The following is a 24,282-nucleotide window of genomic DNA, read 5'->3' on the forward strand; positions in this document are numbered from 1 at the left end:
GTTACGGTTTTGCGCCAGATATAGCTGGCTCTGGCGTGGCGGGGGTTACGTCCGGCTCGGCGATGACCAGCGCAAACTCCTCTTCAGCGGTTTTGGCGACCAGTTTGTTCTTGCTGTACAGGAAGTAATACGCCGCCCCGATGATAAACAGCACAATGGTGTAATTAAACGCGCGCGGATCAAACGCATAAACGCCTGTGAGGGCGACCAGCGCCAGCACCAGTGCAATCGATGAAGTCACCACGCCGCCGGGGGTTCTATAGGGCCGCGGCAGATCGGGACGGTTAAGACGCAGCAGAATATGGCTAAGCGCCATCAACGCATAGGAAAGCGTGGCGCCCACCACCGCCATCGCCAGGATCAGATCGCCCTCGCCGCTTAGCGAGGCCAGAAAGCCGAAGATACCGGGCACGATTAGTGCCAGATAAGGCACTTTACGGCTACTGGTCAGCGACAGCTTTTTCGGTAGGTAACCCGCACGGGAAAGCGCAAACACCAGCCGGCTATAGCCATAAATAATCGAGAAGAACGAGGCGATCAGACCCGCTAGCCCCAGCACATTAACCAGCGTGGCAAGCGTTGGGTTACCCGCCGCGTTGAGTGCATCCACTAGCGGCACACCGCTTTGGCCAATCATTTCAGCCCCGGCTACCCCGGCCAGCAATACCACGACCAGCAAAGCCGTGAAGAGCAAAAATAGCATCGCAGCAATAATCCCCTTGGGCATATCGCGGGCGGGGTCTTTGGCTTCTTCTGCTGCCAGCGGCACGCCTTCCACGGCTAAAAAAAGCCACATGCCAAACGGCAGCGCCGCCCAGATGCCGTACCAGCCATAGGGCATAAAGGTGCTGGCGCCTGCCGCATCCGTAGGTGCTATATCAAACAGGTTGGCCGAATCAAAGCTACCTATCAGCGCCACCGCCGTGGCCAAAATGGCAAACACAGCCAAGCCGCTGATCACCATCATCACCTTTAACGCTTCACCAACACCTGCCAAGTGAATGCCGATAAAGACGGCATAAAACAGCAGATACACCAAGGGGCCGTCCAGCCCGGTAAGGGCTTCCACCGCGGAGCCAATAAAAATCACGATCGCGGCAGGCGCCAGAGCGTACTCGATCAGTACCGCCAGCCCGGTTAAATAGCCCCCGGCGGGGCCCATCGCCTGGCGGGCAAAACTGTAGCCACCCCCAGCCACGGGAATGGCCGCCGACATTTCCGCAAGGGAGAGTACGAGTGCCAGATACATCAAGGCCATCAGGCAGGCGGCAATTGCAAAGCCGCCCCACCCGGCCTCGGCGATCCCAAAGTTCCACCCCGCGAAATCACCGGAGATGACATAGGAAACCCCAAGCCCTGCCAGAAGTAACCAGCCCGCGGTTCCCTTACGCAGCTGGCGCTTGGCCAGATACGCCTGATCAACTGAAGATTGCGTCATTGTTTTGCCCTTTTAGTGTGGAACGAAACCTATGTCAGCGGCGTGCATCGTGGTAGCGGTTCCATGTTGTTATTCGGGTAGCTGTTGTTAGTGGTTATTAGGTGGTGATGGATTGAGCGTTAATCGTCGACCAGAAAGTTTTGGGTTGAGCCTGTTGTAGCTGCATCGCCTTCCAGCACGTTATCTTCGCTGCGGTCTTTCAGTTTGACGCCGGAAAGCTTTTGTTGGCGCGCCTCTTTCAAGAGTAGAAATAGCCGCCTGGCGGCTTCATCCATTTGCAGCCCGGCGGGGCGCACGTTGGAGATACAGTTGCGGCGGTCATCCTTGAGCCCCGGCTCAGGCGCCCAGGTCATATAAAGCCCCAGGCTATCCGGCGAGCCAAGCCCCGGCCGCTCGCCAATCATCACCAGTACCGCCTCGGCATTAAGCAGCGCGCCAATTTCATCGCCAATCGCCACCCGGCCCTGCTCAACGATGGTGAGTGGTGCCAGCGGCCACTCGGCAGCGTCCTGCTCAAACTGCTGATAAAGCGCTTTTAAAAACGGCAGGCTGTTCTGCTGTACCGCTAGAGCAGAAAGCCCATCAACTACCACTACGGCAAGCGCCACACGCGATTGCGAAGCGGCTGCTGCGTGTAAGCGCTCACGCGAGTCATCATTCAAGCGGCGGCCAAAATCAGGGCGCTGAAGATACATGGCGCGATCTTCTGCCTGGCTGTGCAGACGTAGCGGCGTCTCTTTCAAGGCAAACGTTTCTTGCAGCTCGCGGGCCAGCGTGTCTACCTCCAGCGGGCAGTGCACCGCGTCCTGTGCCTGGGCGTGGGCCAGTTGAAACTCCAACAGCTTGCGGGTGGGCAAGCTGACACCCGCCCGGCCCAAACCGATGCGGGCATCGGTAAACGCGCGCAGCCGCTCCCAGGAGTTTTCAACCACGATAGGTTTGCTAGACGTCATGACGCGGCTCCTTGGGCAGGTGGCGCAGGCTATTGGCAAACGCGGCAGGCAACTGGTCGTTTAGCCGGTGCGTTTCCATATCTTGAAAAATCTGCATCTCGGCCAGCCAGCGCTCGAACTCGGGCGCGGCTTTTAGCCCAAGTACACGGCGGGCGTAGAGCGCATCGTGAAACGAGGTGGTCTGATAGTTGAGCATGATGTCGTCAGACCCCGGAATACCCATCACGAAGTTGCAGCCCGCCACACCCAACAGGGTCAGCAGGTTGTCCATATCGTTCTGATCGGCTTCGGCGTGGTTGGTGTAGCAAACGTCGCAGCCCATGGGCACGCCCAGGAGCTTGGCGCAGAAGTGGTCCTCAAGCCCGGCCCGGGTAATCTCTTTGCCGTCGAACAGATACTCGGGGCCGATAAAACCCACCACCGTATTGACCAGCAGCGGGTTGAATTTACGCGCAACCGCATAGGCGCGGGCCTCGCAGGTCTGCTGGTCAAGGCCATGGTGAGCATCGGCAGAAAGCGCGCTCCCCTGGCCGGTTTCAAAGTACATGACGTTGCGCCCGACCGTTCCCCGGTTAAGCGACTGCGCCGCCGCCTCGGCCTCGGCGAGCGTGCTTAAATCGAACCCGAAGCTGCGGTTGGTCGCTTCGGTACCGCCAATCGACTGAAACACCAGATCCACCGGGGCGCCCTGCTCGATCGCCTCCAACGTATTGGTCACATGGGTAAGCACGCAGGACTGGGTGGGAATCTGATACTTCTGAATCACATCATCCATCAGGCGCATCAGCTTCACACTTTGGGCCACGTTATCGGTGGCCGGATTGATGCCGATCACCGCATCGCCGCTGCCGTAGAGAAGTCCATCCAGAATGCTTGCCGCAATGCCCGTGACATCATCCGTCGGGTGGTTGGGCTGAAGGCGGGTGGAGAGCCTGCCGGGCAGGCCGATGGTGTTGCGAAAGGCCGTGGTGACCCGGCACTTCTTACCTACCAGAATCAGATCCTGATTACGCATCAATTTGCTCACCGCCGCGGCCATTTCCGGCGTAATGCCAGGGCGAACGGCGGTGAGGGCTTCAGAAGTTGCCTGATCCGAGAGCAGCCAGTTGCGAAAATCGCCGACCGTTAAATGCCGGATGGGCGCAAAGGCCTTGGCGTTATGGTCGTCGATAATCAGCCGGGTGATTTCATCTTGCTCATAAGGGATCAGTGCGTCGTTCAAGAACGTGGTCAGCGGTAGATCCGCCAGTACCATTTGCGCGACCACGCGCTCTTCAGCCGTTTCGGCGATCACGCCCGCCAACCGATCGCCCGAACGGGCCGGAGTCGCTTTGGCCATCAGTTCGGCTAAGCTTTTAAAGCGATAGTGTCGGCTGCCTACCGTGGAGTGAAAGCTTTGAGCCATGGAGTTTCCTTGTATTTATTTTTCCAACGTCAGGCGTTACGAAAAAGAACGTTATTGGGTTTAACCATAGCGCCTTTACGATAGCGGCGCCCGGTGTTCATGGGTTGCCGCCCATACACTCAATGTTTTTATGAGCACATTTCGTGCCAACATGCCCAACGTATCGGTAAAACGCTTTCGTCGCCTGTTTAATGATGAGCAGTCCCGCGTGATTGAAATGGCCTGGGAAGACCGCACACCCTTTGAAGCCATCGAAACGCTGCTGGGCCTTTCTGAGTCGGGTGTAGCGCGCGGCTACTTCCCGACACAATACAAACGCTGATATTTTCTTCATGAGTTAATGCAGTGCTTTTTAATCGCCTTTAAATTGTTATAATATTACATAACATAGAACCGTTTAGAGGTGTGCTAGCAATGACTGCGTTTTCCCCCCTACCCGTGACGGTGCTGTCGGGCTTTCTGGGTGCCGGTAAAACCACCGTGCTCAATCATATTTTGGCCAATCGTGAAGGCCTTCGCGTGGCGGTAATCGTCAACGATATGAGCGAGGTGAATATCGACGGCGCGCTGGTGCGCGGCGGCCCTGGCGAATCGACCCTGGACAGCGAAGTGGCACTGAACCGCAGTGAAGAGCGCCTGGTGGAAATGAGCAACGGCTGCATTTGCTGCACCTTGCGTGAAGACCTGCTTATCGAGGTTAACCAGCTCGCCAAAGAGGGCAAGTTTGATTATCTGGTGATTGAATCGACCGGTATTTCTGAACCGCTACCCGTTGCGGAAACCTTTACCTTTGAAGATGAAAGCGGTCAAAGCCTTTCCCACGTGGCCCGTCTGGATACCCTGGTAACGGTAGTGGATGGCGCCAACTTCCTTAAGCAGTACCGCGAAGCGCAAAGCCTGGAAGAGGCTGGCGAGAGCCTGGGCGAAGAAGACGAGCGTAACGTGGCCGACCTGCTGGTCGACCAGATAGAGTTTTGCGATGTGCTGTTAATCAGTAAAACGGACCTGATCAGCGACGAAGAGCTGGCCTCGTTAAAGGCTATTCTGCGTTCGCTTAACCCGGATGCAGAGCTCGTGCCCATCCGCCAGGGCGGCGTACCGTTGAATAAAGTGCTGAATACCGGCAGATTCGATTTTGAACGCGCCCAGCAGGCGCCGGGCTGGTTGAAAGAGATGCGCGGCGAGCACGTACCCGAAACCGAAGAGTACGGCATCGGCAGCTTCGCTTACCATGCGCGTCGCCCTTTTCATCCGGCCAAGTTTCACGACCTTCTCCATTCGGAGTGGTTTGGCGAGGGGCTGCTGCGTTCCAAAGGGTTCTTTTGGTTGGCCACACGCCCGCAGTGGGCCGGCCAGTGGAGCCAGGCGGGCGGTATCGCCCACCACGGGGTGGCGGGCATGTTCTGGAAAGCCATCCCCGAAGAGCGCTGGCCGGAAGACCCGGAATACCGCGAATTCATTCAGGAAAAGTGGCAGGAGCCGTTTGGCGATATGCGCCAGGAGCTGGTGTTTATCGGCCAGGGGCTGGATCAAACCCGTATGCGCGAAGCGCTGGATGCCTGCCTACTCAGTGAAGGTGAGCTATTAGAAGGGATGGAGCGTTGGAAAGCACTGCCTGACCCCTTCCCCGCCTGGGAATAAGCGCGCAGGTAAATAAGCTAAAAGGCCTCAGATGTTATCTGAGGCCTTTTCTTTTGCAGCTTGCTATCAGCGTTGTTAGACGTTTTGACGCTTGCCGGATGCGACCCATCGAAGCACATCAATTATCGAAATAATCACCAGGCTGACGCCGAGTACCGGTAAAGCGAACCCTAAGAGCACCAGGGTGACGAACAGGCTTAACTGAGTGATCAGAGGAAGCATAATAAACAGTGCCGTCATGGTCTGCGCCTGGTTAACCGTGGTGCTTTTGATGCGCTGCCACCACATCCGATAGCCCCAGATAATCAGGAAAACCAGGGCGGTGGCAAACAGAGCCAACACAAGCTGATTGATCAGCCCAAAGAGAACGCCCATATGTAAATCAATGCCCCAACGCGTCAGCTTTGCTGCCAGAGGGAAGGTAGAAAAATCCGTCTGATCGAGAATTTGCATATCACCGGGATTCAGGGCGACCTGATCTACCTGGGTAGGCCAGCGTCGGTCAATTTCCGATACCCGCCACGCTCGGCCTTCACCGGCAGGCGGCTCTACCTGAATCATCTCTGCCAGTAGCCCTGCATGTCGGGCCGCTTCAAGCGCCTGGTCAAATCCTTCAGGGCTTGCATACTCCCCGGCTTCGGGGGTGTGGCTCATGCCATGGTCGGCGTGCATATCGTGATGGGCATGAGGGTCATGACCTGCCGCATCGTCGGGCGCTTCAAGCACGGTAGACACACTGGGCGTACCCCAGCCCCAGGCTTGCCTTAATTCCCCAATGTTGCCGCCGGCCCATTGCGACCAGGTAAGCCCGGTGGCTGAAAAGAACAGCAGCCCGACGACCGCAAACGCTCCCACGGTGGCGTGGTGGCGCCTGGGTGCCATACGCGGGCTGGCGTTTTTGAGCGCTTTACGGCGTGCTACCCAAAGCATGAGCCCGAGCAGGGCAATAACCCATAGCCAGGAGGCGGCCAGCTCGCTATACAGTCGTCCGGTATCACCCAGCAGTAACCCCCGGTGGAATTGATCGATAGCCGTACGAAAAGGCAGTATGCCGCTAGTGCCGTAAACCGTCATATCGCCCTTTATTTCGAGCGTGGCGGGGTCAATAAAAATGGCCCGGTGCTCAGAAGGCCCAAGCGCCGGGTCGGCAAACATGACCCGCGTGGTACTGTGAGCATCAGGCGCGGGGCGAACCGCAGCGGGAAGCCCCGCTTGCCCAGTGGCCAGCTGTGCCGCTTCAATTTGCCGTGCCAACGGCTGCGGCGCATTCTGAGTGCTTGCCGTTAGTGCATCGCGGTAAAGCCAGGTTTCCACCGAAGGTGTTAATACGTACACGATACCGGTTAAAGCGGCCACGAGAATAAAAGGCCCTACCAACAACCCAACGTAGAAGTGCATACGCATTAAAAACGCAAAAAGGATTTTCCCATTCCGCCTGGACGGCGCAGGGTCGGCTTTTTTCGATAGCATGGCTTATCTTTCCATAAAGGTTTTAAAGCGAACTTTCTTGCACAGAGCATTTGAAAAAAATATCGATATTAAAAACTACTTAATGACACAACAAGCTCAATAAAACTCAAACCATTAATATAAAGCGTGCGACGTTTAACCCTTAACACACGGTGTATTTTCAGATGCTATAAAACCAGCCACTATTTGACAGATAATGTAATGGTCGCCCCGAGCAAGACTGCTACAATACGGCTTCTGTTAGCGCCGTAAGGGCTGAATTTGATGCCACTGTCTCACTCAGCACGTTTACTCTACTATCGCTGCACATTGGTGATGGCATGGGTAGCCATGTGTCTGTTATTTGCGGGCCCGCTCATTTCTCAGTTTCAGGCCAGTCATCAGGGTCATCACCATAGCCATCACGCCCACCAGGCTCATGATTCTTCCCGTGACCACGGTGCTCACAGTGATCCCCATTCTGGGCATGCTGAGCACCACCATCAAGCGCGCCTGGCTACCCTGCAGGATACGGCGATGGGCCTGCCGCCTTTCAACGCCCTGTCGGATTGGCACAACCAGTGTGGCTACTGTGAATTGTGGCAGCACAGCCCGTCGCTCACCATTGCGTTACCCGCCATTGCCAGCGAAGCGTTTGTGGTGCTTGGCGGTGTATTTCTTGCGCCGCAAGCCGGTGCGCTTTTTCAGCATAACTACCCGCACGCATTAACCCGCGGGCCGCCCTCTTTTAACGTTGGCTATATAAAACAACCTGCGCGAGCTGTGCTTATAGTAGCGCGTAAAGACAAAAAAGAAACAGGGCTGTTAGGCTTTTTTAAAGCATAACAAGGCTCGGTTTTAGTGCGTCCTTAACTTCTATATAACAACTTAAAAATATCTATTTATTCTCACTTTACCTTTTACCTCCTTCTACCCAACACTCTTTTAATTACTTTTCATATTATAAATAGCCGTAAAAAAGCCAGCTAAACGCTGGCCAATAAGAGTAACCATTAGTTCGTATGTTTAACAGGGAGCCTACCTAGGCGGCTCCCTTTCAACCAGGCTTAACGCACCATACTGGGCAGCCACGTTGCCAAGGTCGGGAACACGATCAGCAAAGCAACCAAGAGCATAGAACAGACAATATACGGAACAGCCGCTGAGTAGATTTCCCGCATGGTAGTTCCAGGTGGGGCAACGCCCTTCATGACGAACAGCAACAGCCCAAGCGGCGGTGTCGAGAAACTGATTTCCAGCGCCAGCAGCACCACGACACCAAACCAGACCAGATCAAACCCTAATGCCTGCGCCAGCGGGAAGAAAATTGGTACGGTAAGCATCATGATGGAGATCTGCTCCATAAAGGTACCCAGCACCAGCAGTACGGCAAACATGGCCAAGAGCATCAGAATAGGGGATAAATCAAAGCTGGTCGCCCACTGAATCAGCCCGCCCGACGCCCCTGAAAAGCCCAGCAGTTGGCTGAACGTTGCCGAGCCGAACACGATCAGGTAGGCCATCAGCGTGACTTTTAGTGCCCCGGTTACGGAGAGCGCGAAGGCCTTCCAGGTCATGCAACGGAAGATAAACGCCAGAATGATGACGCCTAGTGCCCCAAAGGCGGCGGCTTCTGAGGGCGTGGCAAACCCCACAAGCATGAGCGCCACGATAATTACCATCACGCTGAGCATAGGCAGAATATCGGTCACGATCAGCTTGAGCTTGGCGCTTAAAGGTACGGGTTCAAGTTCATAGGCGGGTGCGGCAGCGGGATCCATCTTGGTTTGAATAAAGATAGTGACAATATAGAAACCGGCCAACGTCAGTCCTGGTAGAATGCCCGCGATCAGCAGCGCCCCGATATCAACCTTGGCAAGCGTTGCCAAAAGCACCGCCAATGCTGACGGCGGAATAATGATCGCCAGGCCGCCGGTGCCCAAAATCGGGCCAATGGCCATTTTCTTTTTGTAGCCGCGCCGCTCCATTTCCGGCACCAAGAGCGAGCCCATCAGCGCAGTCGACCCCATGGAAGAGCCGCTTAGCGTTGAAAACGCCGTGCCGCCTACCACGGTCACGTAGGAAAGCCGCCCCGGCACCTTGCCCATCAGTTGATCGACCGCGTTGAACATTTTCATGCCAAGGCCGGTGCGGAAAAACAGCTCGCCCATCAATAGAAAAAGCGGAATCGGCACCAGGTTAAAACTGGAGAGTGCGCCAAAACCGTTGTTGAGCATCTGCAGGATACCGGTTTGTCCGCCCATGAAATGCCAGGCGCCAATCACGTTGGCCGCTAGAAAGGCTAGAGCGATAGGCGTGCCGATTGCCATGAAGATAAGAATCAGCGAAAGCAGAAAAGCGAGTGCAAAGTACCATTCCATTATTCTTTAATCCCCGCTTCGCCGCTGTGAAGAATGTCATGGCCCACTACAAAGCGGCCAAATTCGATAGCCATCAAGGTAAAGCTGAGCGGAAACACGATGGTCAACATCCACTTGGGCACAAAGAAAGCGCGCACATCGTAGTCATTACGCTCGATGTTGAGCAGAAACAGATCCAGCCCTTTCCATGCCAATACGCCACAAACCACTACGCAGATAATTGATACCCCACGGCTTAATACATTAAGTACCGGCAGGGGCAGCGCGGCGGTCAAAAGCTCGATATGCACATGGCCTTTCTGGCGCACCAGCCAAGGCGCGCCCAACAACGTGAGATAGAACATGGCGTACTCGGTCGAGAGGAAAAACCACGCCGAAGGCTGAAGACCTAGATTACGGATGACCACGGAAAGCACCACCGCCACCATCAGCCATACCAGCATGATGGCGGCAAGCAGTGCCATGCCGTTAAGCAGCAGCAAATAGCCGCGTTGTGCGTAGCGCATAAAAGACCCTGACGAAAATAGCCACACAGAAAAGGGCGCTATAGATAGGAGCGCCCAGCACGCTTTTTACAGATCGTTGAATTTTTCGATCAGCGTATCGTAATGCTCAAGCCCCATGGGATGGCGCTCCATCTGGCGGCGCATGCGCTCCCACGTGGCATCGCGTGCGGCATCGGCGTAGCGCTGGCTCGCTTCACCCTCAAGGGTGATGACCTGCATGCCGTCGGCTTCCAGCTGAGCCTGCTGTTCCAGGGAACGCTCTTCCAGCTTCTCAGCGCTTTCGCGCTCGTGCTCAATCGCTACCTCCTGAAGAATCTGCTGGGTTTCTTCGCTCAGCTGGTTCCACTTGTTCAAATTAACGATCACGCCCATGTCGGTGGAGAAGAACGCTGGGTCGACTCGATAGTTTAAAAAGCGGTCCCAGTTAAGGTCTTTAAGACCAATTTGGGTCCAGCCGGTGGCGTTGACGACACTGCGCTCAAGCGCGGCGTAGACATCAGTGGTGGGCAGGCTGATGGGCTGGGCTCCCAGGTAGTCCTGGAAGAAGGCGTCGTACACCGGGTTACTGCGCAGGCGCAAGCCAGAAATACTCAGGTTGCCCTCTGCATCCACAGTGGGTTCATCAATGGTATACAGGTTGTAGCTCACCCCACTGTCGAACCATCCCAGATAGTAGGTGCCCATCTTTTGCTGGTGGATTTCATTTAGCAGATCGATACCGCCATTTTCACGAGCATAGATGGCATTGGTATTGGAGGCGACCATGGCATCGCGCTCGGGCACGGTACCCGCATAGAAGCTCGCCGCAGTGTAGGCCATATCCACCACACCATTGCGTACGGCATCAGGCTGCTCAGATAGGCCAATGACTTCAGGGCCACCGCGCACGTTGATCTGTACGACGCCTTCGCCGCGCTCGTTGACCTTATCGACGAACTCTAAAAAGCTTTGGGTATAAATCAGGGAAGGAGGAAACGCATGCACGGCCGTGATCTGATCCATCGCCATTGCCTGGCTTGAGGCCATGGCCGCCAGCACGCTAAAGGTTATCGCTGTTTTTTTCATGGTGTGTCTCCTGCACAAGGTGGTCTTTTATAGGGTCGTTATTGTTTCGGATCCGTTGCGGCAAGCGTGCTTACTGTTGTTATAAGTGGGCAAACATTGAGGGCAGCCTAAGCGCTACCCTTTGCTGATAATGTTCGTTTCAGGCGGCTGTGGCGATGCCCATGAAAACTTTCGTGCGTAGTCCTTGGCAAAACGGGTAATTGTTTCTTCATGCTGGCGGGTCATATCAATATCGTCCCAGCCATTCAGAAGCTTGGTACGCCAAACGGGGCTGACGGTAAACGGGACATCCACTTCAGCAACACGAATACGCTGCTCTACCAGATCGACGTTAATCTCAGCGGGATGATCACCCAGCGCTGTGAGAAGCCGCTCGGCATCGTCTTCTTCCACGACGGCAGGCAACAAGCCGTTATTAACCGAATTGGATGCAAAAATATCGCCAAAACTGGGGGCGATAACACAGCGAAAGCCGTAATCGACCAGCGCATAAACCGCAGCCTCCCTAGAGGAGCCCGCACCGAAGTTGCGCCGGCTTACCAGCACTTCGGCATCATTGGCACCAGCACGGTGCAGAATGAACTCAGGATCAGGCGCGCCCTGCTCATCGTGGCGCACGTCATAAAGCAGAAACTGGCCGTAACCGACGCTGCGCGGCTCCTTCATGAATCGGGCGGGAATCAGCTGGTCGGTATCCACATTGGCTGCCGGTAGCGCGCAGCCCAGGGACTCTAATACGGTAAAAGGTTGCATCAGTAGACTCCTGTAGCGCTAGCCTGAGAGGACAGCGTGCGTATATCGGCCAGATGCCCGCTCACGGCGGCGGCCGCTACCATGGCGGGCGACATCAAATGGGTGCGCGCGCCAGGCCCCTGGCGGCCCTTGAAGTTACGGTTGGTGGTCGAGGCACAGCGCTCGCCGCTGGCCACCAGATCACCGTTCATGCCCACGCACATCGAACAGCCCGAGTGGCGCCACTCAAGACCTGCGTCGATAAAGATGCGATCCAAGCCTTCGGCCTCCGCCTGGGTTTTCACCAGCGTAGAGCCGGGCGATACCATGCCCGGCACACGGCTTTTTTGCCCTGCCAATACGCTGGCCGCCGCACGCAAATCTTCAATCCGTGCGTTGGTGCAAGAGCCGATAAACACCCGATCAATCTTGATATCCGTGAGCTTTTGCCCCGCTGACAGGCCCATGTACGCCATGCTGTCACGGGCCTGGCGTGCCTTGGCAGGATCGCTGATGTTCTCAGGGTCAGGTAGCGCTTGATCAATAGGCAGCGCCTCTTCAGGCGACACTCCCCAAGTCACCGTCGGGGCGATTTCATCGGCGTGCAGCGTCACTTCAAGGTCGAAGCCGGCGCTGGGGTCGCTATAGAGCGTCTTCCAGTAGGCGCAGGCCTGTTCGAAAGCTTCCCCTTTCGGGCTCCAGGGCCGCTCGCGTAGATAGTCAAAGGTGGTTTGATCCGGAGCAATCATGCCGCAGCGCCCGCCCCCCTCAATAGAGAGATTGCACAGCGTAAGCCGCGCTTCCATGGAGAGCGCACGGATCGCCTCACCGGCGTACTCAATCGCGTAACCGCGGGCGCCGTCGGCACCCAGCCGGGCAATCCAGGTCAGGGCGATATCCTTGGCGGTAATTCCTGGCGCCAGCTGGCCGTCAATGGTGATCCGCATCACTTTGGGTTTGGTTTGCCAGAGGGTCTGCGTGGCAAGTACATGGGCGACTTCTGAGGCGCCAATGCCGAACGCGATGCTGCCAAAAGCGCCATGGGTGGCGGTATGGCTGTCGCCACACACCATGACCAGGCCCGGCTGGGTCAGCCCCTGTTCTGGGCCCAGCACGTGAACAATGCCTTGGCGCGGGTCATCAAGGCCAAACAGTGTGACACCGTGGCGCTGGGTATTGTAGGAGAGCTGTTCGATCATGGAGCGCACTTTGGGGTCCGCCACACCGTCAAGATCACGCGCCAACGTAGGCACATAGTGGTCGGCAATACCGAAGGTCAGATCGGGCCGGGCGACGGGCAGCGCTCGCTCGCCCAACTTGTTGAATCCGTGAAAGGAGCCTTCGTGGACAAAGTGGCGATCAATCCATAAAAGGCTTTGCCCGCTCTCGCTGCGATGAATCTCGTGGGCACGCCAAACCTTATCAAACAGCGTTGTGGGTGTACTCATTGTATGAACTCGTTGTATCGGCACGGTCTACGTTGGAATCTTTTTCAGGCAATTATTCTTAGCGTTTGATAAACCTTGATTATCGCGCTGCCTTACCCTCACCCAATACAACTAGCGCACTATCACAACACAGGTCAAATGTATTTTTTGTATTTTTAAATCTGTATTAATTTTAATACATTAAAAAAACGGCCTCGCATCTGTGCCTACCCCTCGCCCTGGGTAGGCATTCCTCCCACTTTAGGTTCCCAATAGCGCGAGTTGTCGTCACCGTTTCGCTCTAGGTCAATCTGGAAGCGGTAGCGATCCGGACGATACAGCGCATCCAGATGCTCCACGCCCCGGCCCTGTTCGTCGTATACCACCCGGGTCAATGAAATCAGCGGTGAGCCCACGGCGACATCCAACGCTTCAGCAATATCATGATTGGCCAAGGTAGCGGAAATGGATTGAGAGGCGTGGTCGACCTTTACGCCGCTGCGCTCCAACAGCACGAACAGGGGCGTATTGGCCAGATCCATTTCGTTATAGTGCAATGCCACCGACTCCGGAACGTGGGTCACCAGGTAGGAAAATGGTTTGTCATCCACCATGCGTACTCGCACCGATCGCTGCACTTTGCCGCCGTGGGCCATTCCCAGACGCTCGCGGATCATTTCCGGTGGCAGCACATAGGCAAACTCAATTAACCGCACTTGAGATGCCTGGCTCATCTTGAGCATGTTGGGCAACAGGTTAGACACGCTGGCGGTCATTACCGTGGCATCTAGCGGATGCTCCAGCACTACCGTACCTACCCCCGCCTTGCGCTCAACAAGCCCCGACGACTGCAGTGCTTCCATGGCGCGCCGGACCGTAACGCGTGATACGCCATGCTGCTCGGCCAGCTTGTTTTCGCCCGGCAGCTTATTGCCGGCCGGTAACCGGCCGCTGAGGATGGCATCTTTCAGCAGCAGATAAATTCGGTGCGATTTTGTACCGCCCATCGCCGAAGGCTGCGCCTCACTCATTCATGCCGCTCCTTTTGCTGTTGTAAAAAAAATACGCCAAGCTTGACGCGGGGACAATAATAGACATAAAAATGTATTACATATAATACATATGAAAAGACAATCAATAACACAGCAGCTGTCGTTCAACGTCATTATTACAGAATCATCGCCCTGCCAGTAGCGCAGCCAGCGAGGCGTTAAACGAGCGGCCAACCGTATGGAAACCTCGCGATGGCTAACACGGCAGCGGCGAACGTAACAAACAATGATGCGCAGCGCGTGCGCGCTTTTTTACAGGCGCTGGAAATGCGCAACCTGGCAGAGGCGGAAGCGTTTCTTGCGCCAGGCGCGGTCATGCAGTTTCCCGATGCGCCGCCCATGTACCGGTTAAGCGAATTGGTGGACTGGGCCAAAAACCGCTATCACCACGTCCAAAAGACCTTTCACGCCATCGACCGCGTCATCAAGGAAAACCACACCCTCGTGTTTTGCCACGGCGAGCTGAGCGTGGAATGGCTGGATGGCAGCACGTTTACCGGCGTGCGTTTTATCGACCGCTTTGAATTAACCGATGGCCTGATTACCCGTCAGGACGTTTGGAACGATCTGGCCCTTATCCGCCGCTAACGCCCTTATGCATCGCTGACGCTTCGGCTTAATCGCTAACGCTCCGATTCAATCGCTAACGCTTCACTGGAAAATAACGAGACGTTTATGACACGCCAACAACCCGCTACACACCAGCCAACGCAACTCAAACAACTGCTTCATGAAAAGCCCATTGTCGTGGCGCCTGGCGTGTTCGACGCCTTAGGTGCCTCGCTGGCCGAGCAGGCAGGCTTTGATACGGTGTACCTTTCGGGTGCCAGCCTGGCCTACACCCAGCTGGGCCGGCCCGATATCGGTCTTTTAAGCATCACTGAAATTTGCACCGCCATGGCGCATATTCGCGAGCGGACCAACCTCTCAGTGGTAGTGGATTGTGATACCGGCTTTGGCAATGCCATGAACGTGATGCGCAGCGTACGTATGCTGGAGCGCTCGGGCGCCAACGCCATTCAGCTTGAAGACCAGACCTACCCCAAGCGCTGCGGCCACTTGAAGGGCAAGACCCTGGTACCCAAAGGCGAAATGGTCGGAAAATTGCATGCAGCACTCGATGCCCGGGAAAACGACAGCACGCTGATCATTGGGCGAACCGATGCCCTGGGCGTGGAAGGCACCGACAGCGCCATCGAGCGCGCCCAGGCCTATTATGAGGCCGGCGTGGATATGCTGTTTATCGAAGGTATCCGCACAGACGAGGATATCCAGAAAATCATGGCGCAGTTCAAGGGCAAAGTGCCGATCATGGCCAACATGGTAGAGGGTGGCGACACGCCGCTGCAGAATGCTCAGGCGCTCGAGGCGCTCGGCTTTTCGCTGGTGATTTTCCCCGGCGCCCTGGTACGGGCCATTACCCATATGGCCAGCCGTTTTTTTGCCACGCTCAAGCAGGACGGCACCACCGATGCCTTCCGCGACCAGATGCTCGATTTCAAACAGCTCAACGACTACCTGGGCACCCAGAAGATGCTGGAGCTTGGCGAGCAGTACGATAACCGCTGAGCCCTGCTCGCGGATGGCCCCCAGCCATACGCTTCAATAAATAAAAGTCAGGAGACGACGATGCAGACCACCGATAAAACCGCCAAAGAGATCTTTTTCGATGTCATGGCCAACCCGCAGCGGGTGCCGTTCGGCTTTGGCAAAAAGGCCGTTTTGGTCAACGTGGACCCGCAAAAAGCCTATACCCGCACCGATCTTTACAAGACCGCGTATGAAACCGACCCCAAGCAGCTGGAGTACACCAACCAGCTGGCACGCGGCTTTCGGGACAAGGGCTGGCCGGTGGTCTGGACGCATGTCGCCTTTCTGGACTCGGCTGAGGACGCAGGTGTCTGGGGTACCCGCACCGATACGCCGGACTCGCTGCAAAACATCAAGTACGACTCTGAGCGCGCCGAATTCGACGAGCGCTGTGAGACCGACCGCAGCCGCGACGTGATCTACACCAAGCGCATGCCGTCAGCGTTTTTTGAAACGCCGCTGCAGTCACTGCTGGTCTGGCATCAGGTCGACACCGTGATTATTACCGGCGGCTCCACGTCTGGCTGCATTCGCGCCACCGCCGTGGACAGCCTCTCGCGGGGGTATCGCACCATTGTTCCCATGGAGTGCGTATCGGATAAGCACGAAAGCTACCACTACGCCAACCTGACCGACCTGCACCTCAAGTATGCCGATGTGATGCCCGTGGCCGATGTACTGGCCTGGCTGGATGGCAACGCGTAACGCCTACAAGAGAGGGAGGAGCCGGTAATGACAGAAAACTTAAAAGCGTGCTTAAAAGAGAGCTTAGACGTATATGACTACTGGGCCTACGACCAGCGCCCCAGGATCGAGTGGCCGGGAGGCGCCAAGGTAGCCTTTTGGGTCGCGCCCAATATCGAGTATTACGAACTCGACCCGCCCCAGAATCCCAGCCGCAAACCGTGGCCCCACCCGCACCCTGCGGTGCCGGGTTACAGCATTCGCGATTATGGCAACCGGGTGGGCCACCAGCGTCAGATGGCGCTGTTGGACAAGTACGGCATTCGCGGCTCCATATCGCTATCGACGGCGCTCTGCGAGCACCACCCGGAAATCATCCAGATGTGTAAAGAGCGCGACTGGGAGTTCTTCAGCCACGGCATCTACAACACCCGCTACACCTACGGATTAAGTGAAGCGCAAGAAAGAATGATGATCCGCGACAGCATGGAAACCATTCATCGTCATACGGGGCAGGCGTGCGCCGGATATCTCGCCCCCGCGCTTTCTCACTCCGAGCACACGCTGGACCTGTTTGCCGAGGTAGGCGAAGAGCTGTTTGGCGCCAAGGGCGGGCTTTATACCTGTGACCTGTTCCATGACGACCAGCCCACGCCGGTCAGGGTGCGCTCCGGCAAGCGGTTCATCTCCATGCCCTATTCGCTGGAGATGAACGACACCATCGTGTATGCGGTAAACAAGGTGGAGCCGCGCCAGTATTCGACCATGCTTAAACGCCACTTCGACCGCCTGTACCTGGAAGGTGCGGAGTCCGGCACGGTGATGTGCATTCCCACCCACAACTACCAGGTCAGCTGCCCGCACCGCATCAAGGCCTTTGAAGAGGCCCTTGAGTACATTACCGGCCACCCGGATGTATGGGTCGCCACCGGGCGTGAGATTGCCGACTACTACATGACCCACTATTACGACGCTGCACTCGACAGCATGACAGCCCAGGCCGTCAGCGCAGGCAGGGAAGGATAACGCCATGGCACTCAACGATGACTACCTCGACTACCCGCTGCGCCGCCACGGCTACGATCATGAGCGTTTTGAGTGGTCGATGCTGAGCGAACGCCCGCCCATCACCTGGCCGGAAGGCAAGACCCTGGCGGTATGGATCAATGTTTCGCTGCAGTTCTATCCACTCAATCAGCGCGGCGAGCCGTTCAAGGTACCCAATGGCATGACCATGCCCTACCCGGACCTGCGCCACTTCTCGCTGCGCGATTACGGCAACCGGGTGGGCATCTATCGAGTCCTCAAGGCGCTGGCAGCTCACAATATCAAGCCAACCTTTGCCATCAACGCCCAATTGGCCGAGCAAACGCCTTATCTGGTTGAACGCTTGAAAGCACACGGCGGCGAATTTATCGCCCACGGCTGGAACATGGACCACCTGCACTATGGCGGCCAGCCCCGTGAAGAAGAGGCCGAGCTGGTCAAACGCTCTGTCGAGACCCTGCGCCGCGTAACCGGTCAGCCCGTTCGCGGCTGGCTGAGTCCCGCCAAGCATCAGAGTTTCAACACGCTGGATCTTCTGGCCGAGAACGGTATCCAGTACTGCGCCGACTGGGTCAATGATGATATGCCCTATGCGTGTCATACCCAGACGAACAGCCTGGCCATGATGCCGCTGGCAACCGAAATTGAAGACCAGTTCGTGATGAGCCAGAACCTGCACTCGGAAGATTCGTGGGTAACGCAGGTAAAAGATGCCTTCGATTTTCTGCTCGAAGAGTCTCGCGAGCAGGGCGGGCGTTTGTTTGCTCTTAATCTGCACCCCTGGCTGGTCGGTCAACCTCACCGCATAGCTTGTCTTGAAGAAGTGTTGGCGCATATAAGCGGGCATAGCGAGGTATGGCAGGCACCGGCTGGCGAGATTCTCGATGCATTTAGTGCGGCAACGGAGCAAGCATAATGGCCATCGTTCCCTACACGCAGCACCACACCTTTGATGCGCATTTGCCCCTTTTGATTATTGGCGCCGGCGCCTGCGGTCTAGTGGCGGCGCTGGCGGCTCATGAAGCAGGAATTGAACTGGCCGTGCTGGAGCGCGATGCGCGGCCCCAAGGCAGCACCGCCATGTCGTCAGGCTTTATTCCTGCCGCCAATACGCGGTTTCAAAAAGCCCTGGGCGTCGACGACACGCCCGCCAAAATGGCCGAGGATATTCAGTATAAAAACGGTTATGAGGCCGATCCCGCCATCGTCGATCTGTTGGCGACCATGTCGGGGCCCGTCATTGAGTGGCTGGCTGACCGGCATCAGCTGCCCTTCGAGCTGGTAGAAGGTTTTTTATACCCCGGCCATACCCACCTGCGTATGCATGCAACACCACGGCGTACGGGGGAAGAGCTGATGGGCGCCCTGTTAAGCGCCGCTGAAACGGCAGGTATCGATATTCTTACCCAGGCCCGAGTGGTGGACCTTCACGTAGATACCACCCAGCGAGTGCGCGGCGTGACGCTCGAACGCCCGGATGGCAGCCGCGAAAACATCAGCTGCGATGCACTGATACTGGCGTGTAACGGCTATGGCGGCAACCCTGAACTGGTGGACCGGTATATTCCCTCGCTCAAACATGCGCTTTATTACGGCCATGAGGGCAACCAGGGCGATGCCTTGCTATGGGGGCAGGCGATGGGTGCCAGCACCAAAGATCTGGCCGCCTGCCAGGGCCATGGGTCGCTGGCTACGCCCCACCAAACCCTGATCAGCTGGGCGGTGATGATGCAGGGCGGCATTCAGGTTAACGTTCAGGGCGCGCGGTTTTCCAATGAGCATGGCGGCTATTCCGAGCAAGCCGCCAAAGTGCTGGCACAGCCGGAAAAGATTGCTTGGAACGTTTTTGACGAGCGCATTCACCAAGCTGTGCTGGCGTTTGAAGACTATCGCAACGCGTTTAATACCGGCGCCGTACGCCGTTTCGAAAACCTGGAAACGATGGCCGATGGCCTGAACCTGCCGCTTGAAGCACTACAAAACACGTTTGCCGAGATGCACCAATTGGCCCAGGACCAAAAGGCCGACCCGTTTGGGCGCGCCTTTGATCCGGTCAACCTATTAAAGCCGCCCTACTACGCCATTCGCGTAACGGGTGCGCTGTTTCATACCCAGGGCGGGCTTGAGATCAACACCCAGACGCGCGTGCTCAATCAACAGGGCCAGGCGCTGCCCAACCTGTTTGCGGCAGGCGGGGCGGCCCGCGGCGTGTCAGGTTCCAACGACAGCGGCTACCTTTCCGGTAACGGTTTGCTCAGCGCGGTAGTGCTCGGGGCCGTCGCCGGTAAAAATGCCGCTGAGCTGCTTCACCTAAAGCTTCACTCGGCGGTGCTGCCCTGATCCAGCCCTGATCTAACAAGACTTTCAGAGCAGACAACGCAAACCGGGGTGCCAATCAGGCGCCCCGGTTTGCGTTGAACAGCGTTTTTATTTAAGGAATGATGCGTTCTGCGCGTAAGCGGGTGAACAGATCGAAAAACGCAGCGCGGGTTTCGCGGAAGTGATCAAAGCCGAAATCCCGGGACTTGGTCACATCGTTGACGCACTCAAGCTCACGGCCAAGGTCAGCATCGGTGTGCCACCAGGACGCCAGCTTGGTCACATCGGCTTCAATAAGGTCGTGCTTTTCAGCAATGTCAGCCCAGGTAGGCGCGCTATCGGCCATCTGTGTTTCCAGCGGCTGCGGCGTTTCCGGGCAATCGGCCACTTCCACCTCGAAGAACTCGCCAATTTCACGCCAGAGCCTGCGCCAGCGGAAAACATCACCGTTAACGGTATTGAATGCTTCGTTATGGGCGCCCGGCGTGGTAGCGGCCCATTCAAGCTGGCGTGCCAGCACGAGTGCATCGGTCAGGTCGGTCAGTGCATTCCACTGAATCTGGGAGCCTGGGAACGTGAAGGACTTGCCCGTTGCCTTGCAGATAGACGCGTAGACGGCCAGCGTCACGCCCATATTCATGGCGTTACCCAGCGCATAGCCGATCACCGTATGCGGGCGGTGCACGTTCCAGCTAAAACTGTCACGCTTGGCGGCAGCGAACATGGTGTCTTCAAGGGTGTAGTAGAAGTTCTCACCCGGTACGCGCGGCGCGGACTCACGAAACGGTGTTTCGGTCTTGCCACTGCCATAACTCTCAAAAGAGCCCAGGTACTGCTTGGTGCCGGTGACCAGAGAAACATGCTTGATTTTTGCACCCTGCAAGGCATCCAACAGGTTCTGCATCATCGCGCCATTGGCTTCAACATTGGCCTTTTCGCTATCACGCTTGATCCACGTGCAGTAGAACACGTGCGTAATGGGTAAATCGGCCAGCGCCTTCTCGGTGGCTTCACGATCCAGAAGATCGGCGGCAACCGGAATAATGCCGGTTTGGGTAGTGGGACGGCGTGATAAACCGTAAACGGTCCAGCCACTGGCATTAAGATAGCTTGCCAAGTTGCCACCGGTAATACCGGTCGCGCCTACTACAAGAGCATTGCCTTTACGCATTGTTAACTCCTTATCCAAACGAGGTAACTCGTTGCCATCAAAATTGCTTTGAAAGAGTTAGCTCTAAAAATGTAGCTGTGAAAAAGCTCTTAAAAGACGAACGCTGTGTCCGTATTGGTTATGGCTTATTCTGGACAGCCACCAGAGTTGCTACAATTGGAAAAATCGCAAATCTTTATTGCTTCAGGCGCAACCTAATGGATCTCAATGCATTACGTGTTTTCGAGCGAGTAGCCGCGACCGGCAGCTTTACCGTTACTGCACACCACTTCCATCGTGCGGTGTCGTCTATCTCGCGCCAGATTGCGGCTTTGGAAGAGTCTCTGGGCCAGCAGCTGCTCTATCGGCATACCCGGGCGGTTACGCTGACCGAAGCCGGTGAGCGTTATTATCAGGATGTACGTGAGATTCTTGAGCAGCTTGATCTAGCCACCGAGGCGCTGATGGCTCCTGGCTCTGAGCCTTCGGGCCTGCTGCGTCTTAACGCGCCGGTCGCTTTCGGACAGCGGCAGATCCTGCCGATTCTGCATCACTTTCAGCGCCGCTACCCCGCTATCAAGGTCGAATTAATGCTCACCGACCAACTGACCGACCCGGTGCGTGAAGGCCTCGATATCACGTTTCGGGTCGGCGAACTGGCAGATACCACGCTAGTGGCACGCCGCCTGGCGCCCATGAATTACGTGGTGGCCGCGGCCCCGGCCTATTTGCAGCGCGCAGGGACGCCTCTTACCCCGGCGGACCTGAGCGAGCACAACTGTTTGCTTTACCAAGGTGAAATGGGCCGCCAACGCTGGTATTTTCATCATCCTGAGCAGCCTTCTCTCACCTGTAAAGTGGATGGCTCCCTTTACAGCAACGATGCCGAAAGCCTGGTGCGGGCGGCATTGATGGGCCAGGGGCTGGTCATGTTTCCTACCTGGTTGATTGCCGACGAGCTGGCCGCTCAAGCACTTCTACCCGTACTGGAACAGTGGCGCGGCGAGGTGGCCCCCGGTAGACGCGATATACATGTGCTGTATGCTCAGCGGCGCCTGCATACCCGAAAAGTCAGCGCCTTTCTGGATCATCTGTTCGAGGTAGTCGGGCCTGTACCGCCGTGGGACAGCTGGTGTGAACGGCTTCTACCCGGTGACAACGCATGACGCTGCCTCGGCCAACTCTGCACTTTTTTTGCTGAATCGCTAATTTAGTGGTTTGCTTACCTAACCGACGACTTCCTCTTATACGAGCGCCATTGATGTTTCACTTCTTTGTTGCCATACCCTGTCTGATCGTTATTGCCCGTTACCTGGCGCCGCTACACTGGCCGCTCTGGGTCAAGATTCCACTCAGCGCGTTGCTACTGCTCATTTCACAGCATCATCTGATGACGTATTTGGCCTTCGGCAGCATGTTCTCCCCCGAGGTGCCCAGAATAATGGTGCTGGCCATTAACTGGCTGTTCGGCGCCATGATTTTTTTGGCGGTATTACAGTTATTGGTCGACCTGGGGACGGCTATCTTGATGGTAATCAAAAGGCGGCGCCTCGCGATCCCGGCTCTTTTGCGCTACGCCATTGGGGCTATCGCCCTGGCAATGGCGGCGTTTGCGGTCAACCAGGCGGTGCGTGTACCGCCCATGAAAGAGGTCGAGATCGCCATTGCCGAGCTTCCCGCCCAGTTTGACGGGTATCAAATCATTCACCTAACCGACCTGCATATCAGCAGGTTATTTGAGACGCCCTGGGTTGACGCGGTGGTTGCCAAGACCAATGCCTTGGCGCCTGACTTGATCGTGATCACCGGTGACCTGATCGATGGTGATCTTGAAGCCCGGCGCGCCGACGTGGCGCCGCTTCAAGCGCTTTCAGCACCCGACGGCATTTATGCAAGCCCCGGCAATCATGAATACTACTTTGGCTACGAGCAGTGGATGGCGCATTACCAATCATTAGGTATGCAGACGCTGGCCAACCAGCATGCCGTGATCAATCGAGACGGGGCCGATTTAGTGCTTGCTGGCATCACTGATTTAAGAGCACCCCGTACCGGCTGGCCCGCACCGGACGTCGAAGTGGCACTTGCTGGTGCCCCCGCCAACGCGCCGATTATCCTGCTCGACCATCAACCCTTTGAGGCCGTCAGCGCAGCCGCAGCTGGCGTTGACGTACAGCTTTCCGGCCACACCCACGGCGGCATGATTTGGGGGTTTGATCGCATCGTGGCCCGTGCCAATAACGGCTTTGTGTCAGGCATGTACGATGTTGAGGGGATGGCGCTTTACGTTAACAACGGCACCGGGCTTTGGCCTGGCTTTGCGCTGCGCCTGGGCAAGCCTTCGGAGTTAACCCGTATTACACTGCGTCAGAAGTAAACCATCGTGCTAGCCCCACTTCGCCCCTTTTAAGGCATCCAGAGGGATTTTCAAATAGCGCTTGCCGTTGACTTCAGGCTCCGGCAAGCGCCCACCTTGAATATTCACCTGCAGCGCGTGAAGCATCAGTTTCGGCATGGGTAGTTCGCTATCGCGCTGTTGGCGCAGGGCAATGTAGTCTGCCTTACGCTTGCCCGCTAGATGCAAATTACGCTCCCGCTGCTCGGCCACACTGCTTTCCCACGAGGGCTCGCGGCCATCCGGCATATAGTCGTGGCCGGTAAACAGGCGGGTGCTGCCGGGGAGTGCGAGAATTTGCTGAATAGAGTGCCAGAGTGCCTGGGCATCGCCGCCAGGAAAATCAGCCCGCGCGGTGCCAAAATCCGGCTGAAACAGCGTGTCGTGGATAAACGCAGCATCGCCGACAACATAGCTAATCGAGGCCAGCGTATGCCCCGGTGAATGCAGCACACGGGCGCTTAACTCGCCAATCTTGAACGTATCGCCCGCCGCAAACAGCCTATCCCACTGGCGGCCATCCGAGGGCATCTCCGGCCAGTGGTATATCTCTTTCCATAGCGCCTGTACTTGCGTGATGTGCTCGCCAATCGCGGTCGGCGCACCGGTTTTCTCTTTCAGGTACTGGGCGGCGGAGAAGTGGTCCGCATGGGGATGGGTATCCAGAATCCACTCAACGCTCAGATCGTGCTTCGCCACATAGGCAAGCAGCTCATCAGCATGGTGGGTGGCCGTGGCGCCGGACTTTTCGTCAAAATCCAGCACCGGGTCGATAATCGCGCACTTCTGAGTGGTCGGGTCGCTGACGATGTATTGAACGCTAAACGTACGCGAATCAAAAAAGCCGGCCACCTCCGGCATGCCCTGCCCCGTACTTGCTGAACGTGCAAACGTCTTCATGCGGCCTCCTGGCTGCTCACTAAGTGATAAGCCCATAGCCTACCACTTGAAACAGTCGTGTTATAACCATAGTCATATAAAGAATATAAGAGCTATGACGTATTAACACGACTGCTTCAGTAAAGCGATAAAGCAGGCAGCTCCCCCC

At 56.5% G+C, this 24,282-nt stretch carries 23 protein-coding genes; 11 read left to right on the forward strand and 12 right to left on the reverse strand.

Features of this window, described 5'->3' with window-relative positions; translation table 11 throughout:
• Position 1 precedes the first annotated feature (1 nt).
• From eat to ELY25_RS07665, 3 genes are all read right to left on the reverse strand, one after another.
• Positions 2-1,438 carry an ethanolamine permease gene (eat, locus tag ELY25_RS07655; RefSeq protein ID WP_126950675.1) on the reverse strand — a complete coding sequence of 479 codons (1,437 nt, stop codon included), beginning with the start codon at positions 1,436-1,438 and terminating at the stop codon, positions 2-4.
• A gap of 119 nt (positions 1,439-1,557) precedes the next feature.
• Positions 1,558-2,391 carry an ethanolamine ammonia-lyase subunit EutC gene (eutC, locus tag ELY25_RS07660; protein ID WP_126950676.1) on the reverse strand — a complete coding sequence of 278 codons (834 nt, stop codon included), beginning with the start codon at positions 2,389-2,391 and terminating at the stop codon, positions 1,558-1,560.
• The gene (locus tag ELY25_RS07665) at positions 2,381-3,796 is read right to left on the reverse strand and encodes an ethanolamine ammonia-lyase subunit EutB (protein ID WP_126950677.1); all 1,416 of its coding nucleotides are present in this window, start codon (positions 3,794-3,796) and stop codon (positions 2,381-2,383) included. Before ELY25_RS07665 ends, eutC begins: the two co-directional genes overlap by 11 nt.
• A gap of 130 nt (positions 3,797-3,926) precedes the next feature.
• Between ELY25_RS07665 and ELY25_RS07670 the strand changes: the two genes are divergently transcribed.
• Both ELY25_RS07670 and zigA read left to right on the forward strand, forming a co-directional pair.
• Entirely contained in the window at positions 3,927-4,118 is a 192-nt protein-coding gene (locus ELY25_RS07670; RefSeq protein WP_236995673.1) for a DUF2805 domain-containing protein, read from the forward strand.
• A 92-nt stretch (positions 4,119-4,210) separates the two neighbouring features.
• Positions 4,211-5,437 carry a zinc metallochaperone GTPase ZigA gene (gene zigA / locus ELY25_RS07675; RefSeq protein ID WP_126950678.1) on the forward strand — a complete coding sequence of 409 codons (1,227 nt, stop codon included), beginning with the start codon at positions 4,211-4,213 and terminating at the stop codon, positions 5,435-5,437.
• A gap of 75 nt (positions 5,438-5,512) precedes the next feature.
• Here the strand turns inward: zigA and ELY25_RS07680 are convergent, their stop codons facing one another.
• A complete protein-coding gene (locus tag ELY25_RS07680; RefSeq protein ID WP_312845180.1) occupies positions 5,513-6,907 on the reverse strand; it encodes a PepSY-associated TM helix domain-containing protein in 1,395 nt (464 codons plus the stop codon).
• A 264-nt stretch (positions 6,908-7,171) separates the two neighbouring features.
• Between ELY25_RS07680 and ELY25_RS07685 the strand changes: the two genes are divergently transcribed.
• Positions 7,172-7,732 carry a DUF2946 domain-containing protein gene (locus tag ELY25_RS07685; RefSeq protein WP_126950679.1) on the forward strand — a complete coding sequence of 187 codons (561 nt, stop codon included), beginning with the start codon at positions 7,172-7,174 and terminating at the stop codon, positions 7,730-7,732.
• A 221-nt stretch (positions 7,733-7,953) separates the two neighbouring features.
• On the opposite strand, the gene ELY25_RS07690 is transcribed toward ELY25_RS07685, so the two are convergent.
• The 6 genes from ELY25_RS07690 to ELY25_RS07715 form a co-directional block, all read right to left on the reverse strand.
• Complete coding sequence (locus tag ELY25_RS07690) at positions 7,954-9,267, reverse strand: TRAP transporter large permease (protein WP_126950680.1); 1,314 nt, start codon at positions 9,265-9,267, stop codon at positions 7,954-7,956.
• Positions 9,267-9,773, reverse strand: coding sequence for a TRAP transporter small permease (locus ELY25_RS07695; protein WP_126950681.1), 507 nt, complete (start codon positions 9,771-9,773; stop codon positions 9,267-9,269). The genes ELY25_RS07690 and ELY25_RS07695 overlap by 1 nt, the downstream gene beginning before the upstream one ends.
• Before the next feature lie 66 nt (positions 9,774-9,839).
• Positions 9,840-10,838 (reverse strand): TRAP transporter substrate-binding protein DctP, encoded by a 999-nt coding sequence (gene dctP, locus ELY25_RS07700; RefSeq protein ID WP_126950682.1) that lies wholly within the window; start codon positions 10,836-10,838, stop codon positions 9,840-9,842.
• 114 nt (positions 10,839-10,952) lie between these two features.
• Complete coding sequence (leuD, locus tag ELY25_RS07705) at positions 10,953-11,591, reverse strand: 3-isopropylmalate dehydratase small subunit (protein ID WP_126950683.1); 639 nt, start codon at positions 11,589-11,591, stop codon at positions 10,953-10,955.
• Entirely contained in the window at positions 11,591-13,018 is a 1,428-nt protein-coding gene (gene leuC, locus ELY25_RS07710) for a 3-isopropylmalate dehydratase large subunit (RefSeq protein ID WP_126950684.1), read from the reverse strand. Before leuC ends, leuD begins: the two co-directional genes overlap by 1 nt.
• A 206-nt stretch (positions 13,019-13,224) precedes the next feature.
• Entirely contained in the window at positions 13,225-14,028 is an 804-nt protein-coding gene (locus ELY25_RS07715) for a GntR family transcriptional regulator (protein WP_126950685.1), read from the reverse strand.
• A gap of 213 nt (positions 14,029-14,241) precedes the next feature.
• Between ELY25_RS07715 and ELY25_RS07720 the strand changes: the two genes are divergently transcribed.
• The 6 genes from ELY25_RS07720 to ELY25_RS07745 all read left to right on the forward strand — a co-directional run bounded on the left by ELY25_RS07720 (position 14,242) and on the right by ELY25_RS07745 (position 19,710).
• Positions 14,242-14,637, forward strand: coding sequence for a nuclear transport factor 2 family protein (locus ELY25_RS07720; RefSeq protein WP_126950686.1), 396 nt, complete (start codon positions 14,242-14,244; stop codon positions 14,635-14,637).
• An 87-nt stretch (positions 14,638-14,724) separates the two neighbouring features.
• Positions 14,725-15,618, forward strand: coding sequence for an isocitrate lyase/PEP mutase family protein (locus ELY25_RS07725; protein WP_126950687.1), 894 nt, complete (start codon positions 14,725-14,727; stop codon positions 15,616-15,618).
• 60 nt (positions 15,619-15,678) lie between these two features.
• Complete coding sequence (locus ELY25_RS07730) at positions 15,679-16,344, forward strand: isochorismatase family protein (protein ID WP_126950688.1); 666 nt, start codon at positions 15,679-15,681, stop codon at positions 16,342-16,344.
• 27 nt (positions 16,345-16,371) lie between these two features.
• A complete protein-coding gene (locus ELY25_RS07735) occupies positions 16,372-17,349 on the forward strand; it encodes a polysaccharide deacetylase family protein (RefSeq protein ID WP_126950689.1) in 978 nt (325 codons plus the stop codon).
• A 4-nt stretch (positions 17,350-17,353) separates the two neighbouring features.
• The gene (locus ELY25_RS07740) at positions 17,354-18,286 is read left to right on the forward strand and encodes a polysaccharide deacetylase family protein (RefSeq protein WP_126950690.1); all 933 of its coding nucleotides are present in this window, start codon (positions 17,354-17,356) and stop codon (positions 18,284-18,286) included.
• Complete coding sequence (locus ELY25_RS07745) at positions 18,286-19,710, forward strand: FAD-dependent oxidoreductase (RefSeq protein ID WP_126950691.1); 1,425 nt, start codon at positions 18,286-18,288, stop codon at positions 19,708-19,710. Before ELY25_RS07740 ends, ELY25_RS07745 begins: the two co-directional genes overlap by 1 nt.
• Positions 19,711-19,801: 91 nt before the next feature.
• Here the strand turns inward: ELY25_RS07745 and ELY25_RS07750 are convergent, their stop codons facing one another.
• Positions 19,802-20,860, reverse strand: a complete 1,059-nt coding sequence (locus tag ELY25_RS07750) for an SDR family oxidoreductase (protein WP_126950692.1) — start codon at positions 20,858-20,860, stop codon at positions 19,802-19,804.
• A 197-nt stretch (positions 20,861-21,057) separates the two neighbouring features.
• Between ELY25_RS07750 and ELY25_RS07755 the strand changes: the two genes are divergently transcribed.
• Positions 21,058-22,005, forward strand: a complete 948-nt coding sequence (locus tag ELY25_RS07755; protein ID WP_126950693.1) for a LysR family transcriptional regulator — start codon at positions 21,058-21,060, stop codon at positions 22,003-22,005.
• 95 nt (positions 22,006-22,100) lie between these two features.
• The gene (locus tag ELY25_RS07760; RefSeq protein ID WP_126950694.1) at positions 22,101-23,216 is read left to right on the forward strand and encodes a metallophosphoesterase; all 1,116 of its coding nucleotides are present in this window, start codon (positions 22,101-22,103) and stop codon (positions 23,214-23,216) included.
• Positions 23,217-23,225: 9 nt separating this feature from the next.
• Here ELY25_RS07760 and ELY25_RS07765 read toward each other — a convergent pair whose 3' ends face one another.
• A complete protein-coding gene (locus tag ELY25_RS07765) occupies positions 23,226-24,134 on the reverse strand; it encodes an MBL fold metallo-hydrolase (protein ID WP_126950695.1) in 909 nt (302 codons plus the stop codon).
• Between the last annotated feature and the right edge of the window lie 148 nt (positions 24,135-24,282).

Origin of the sequence: Vreelandella populi, assembly GCF_003989825.1 — a bacterium.
Classification (GTDB): Bacteria; Pseudomonadota; Gammaproteobacteria; order Pseudomonadales; family Halomonadaceae; genus Vreelandella; species Vreelandella populi.

Bases quoted from the DNA above. Each gene is read 5' to 3' on its own strand.
- ELY25_RS07765 (WP_126950695.1), bottom strand. From the start codon at position 24,134: ATGAAGACGTTTGCACGTTCAGCAAGTACGGGGCAGGGCATGCCGGAG.
- ELY25_RS07665 (WP_126950677.1), bottom strand. From the start codon at position 3,796: ATGGCTCAAAGCTTTCACTCCACGGTAGGCAGCCGACACTATCGCTTT.
- ELY25_RS07750 (WP_126950692.1), bottom strand. From the start codon at position 20,860: ATGCGTAAAGGCAATGCTCTTGTAGTAGGCGCGACCGGTATTACCGGT.
- eutC (WP_126950676.1), bottom strand. From the start codon at position 2,391: ATGACGTCTAGCAAACCTATCGTGGTTGAAAACTCCTGGGAGCGGCTG.
- ELY25_RS07690 (WP_126950680.1), bottom strand. From the start codon at position 9,267: ATGGAATGGTACTTTGCACTCGCTTTTCTGCTTTCGCTGATTCTTATC.
- ELY25_RS07735 (WP_126950689.1), top strand. From the start codon at position 16,372: ATGACAGAAAACTTAAAAGCGTGCTTAAAAGAGAGCTTAGACGTATAT.
- ELY25_RS07680 (WP_312845180.1), bottom strand. From the start codon at position 6,907: ATGCTATCGAAAAAAGCCGACCCTGCGCCGTCCAGGCGGAATGGGAAA.
- ELY25_RS07730 (WP_126950688.1), top strand. From the start codon at position 15,679: ATGCAGACCACCGATAAAACCGCCAAAGAGATCTTTTTCGATGTCATG.
- ELY25_RS07725 (WP_126950687.1), top strand. From the start codon at position 14,725: ATGACACGCCAACAACCCGCTACACACCAGCCAACGCAACTCAAACAA.
- ELY25_RS07760 (WP_126950694.1), top strand. From the start codon at position 22,101: ATGTTTCACTTCTTTGTTGCCATACCCTGTCTGATCGTTATTGCCCGT.
- ELY25_RS07745 (WP_126950691.1), top strand. From the start codon at position 18,286: ATGGCCATCGTTCCCTACACGCAGCACCACACCTTTGATGCGCATTTG.
- ELY25_RS07755 (WP_126950693.1), top strand. From the start codon at position 21,058: ATGGATCTCAATGCATTACGTGTTTTCGAGCGAGTAGCCGCGACCGGC.
- ELY25_RS07695 (WP_126950681.1), bottom strand. From the start codon at position 9,773: ATGCGCTACGCACAACGCGGCTATTTGCTGCTGCTTAACGGCATGGCA.
- ELY25_RS07715 (WP_126950685.1), bottom strand. From the start codon at position 14,028: ATGAGTGAGGCGCAGCCTTCGGCGATGGGCGGTACAAAATCGCACCGA.
- zigA (WP_126950678.1), top strand. From the start codon at position 4,211: ATGACTGCGTTTTCCCCCCTACCCGTGACGGTGCTGTCGGGCTTTCTG.
- eat (WP_126950675.1), bottom strand. From the start codon at position 1,438: ATGACGCAATCTTCAGTTGATCAGGCGTATCTGGCCAAGCGCCAGCTG.
- ELY25_RS07720 (WP_126950686.1), top strand. From the start codon at position 14,242: ATGGCTAACACGGCAGCGGCGAACGTAACAAACAATGATGCGCAGCGC.
- ELY25_RS07740 (WP_126950690.1), top strand. From the start codon at position 17,354: ATGGCACTCAACGATGACTACCTCGACTACCCGCTGCGCCGCCACGGC.
- ELY25_RS07685 (WP_126950679.1), top strand. From the start codon at position 7,172: ATGCCACTGTCTCACTCAGCACGTTTACTCTACTATCGCTGCACATTG.
- dctP (WP_126950682.1), bottom strand. From the start codon at position 10,838: ATGAAAAAAACAGCGATAACCTTTAGCGTGCTGGCGGCCATGGCCTCA.
- leuC (WP_126950684.1), bottom strand. From the start codon at position 13,018: ATGAGTACACCCACAACGCTGTTTGATAAGGTTTGGCGTGCCCACGAG.
- ELY25_RS07670 (WP_236995673.1), top strand. From the start codon at position 3,927: ATGAGCACATTTCGTGCCAACATGCCCAACGTATCGGTAAAACGCTTT.
- leuD (WP_126950683.1), bottom strand. From the start codon at position 11,591: ATGCAACCTTTTACCGTATTAGAGTCCCTGGGCTGCGCGCTACCGGCA.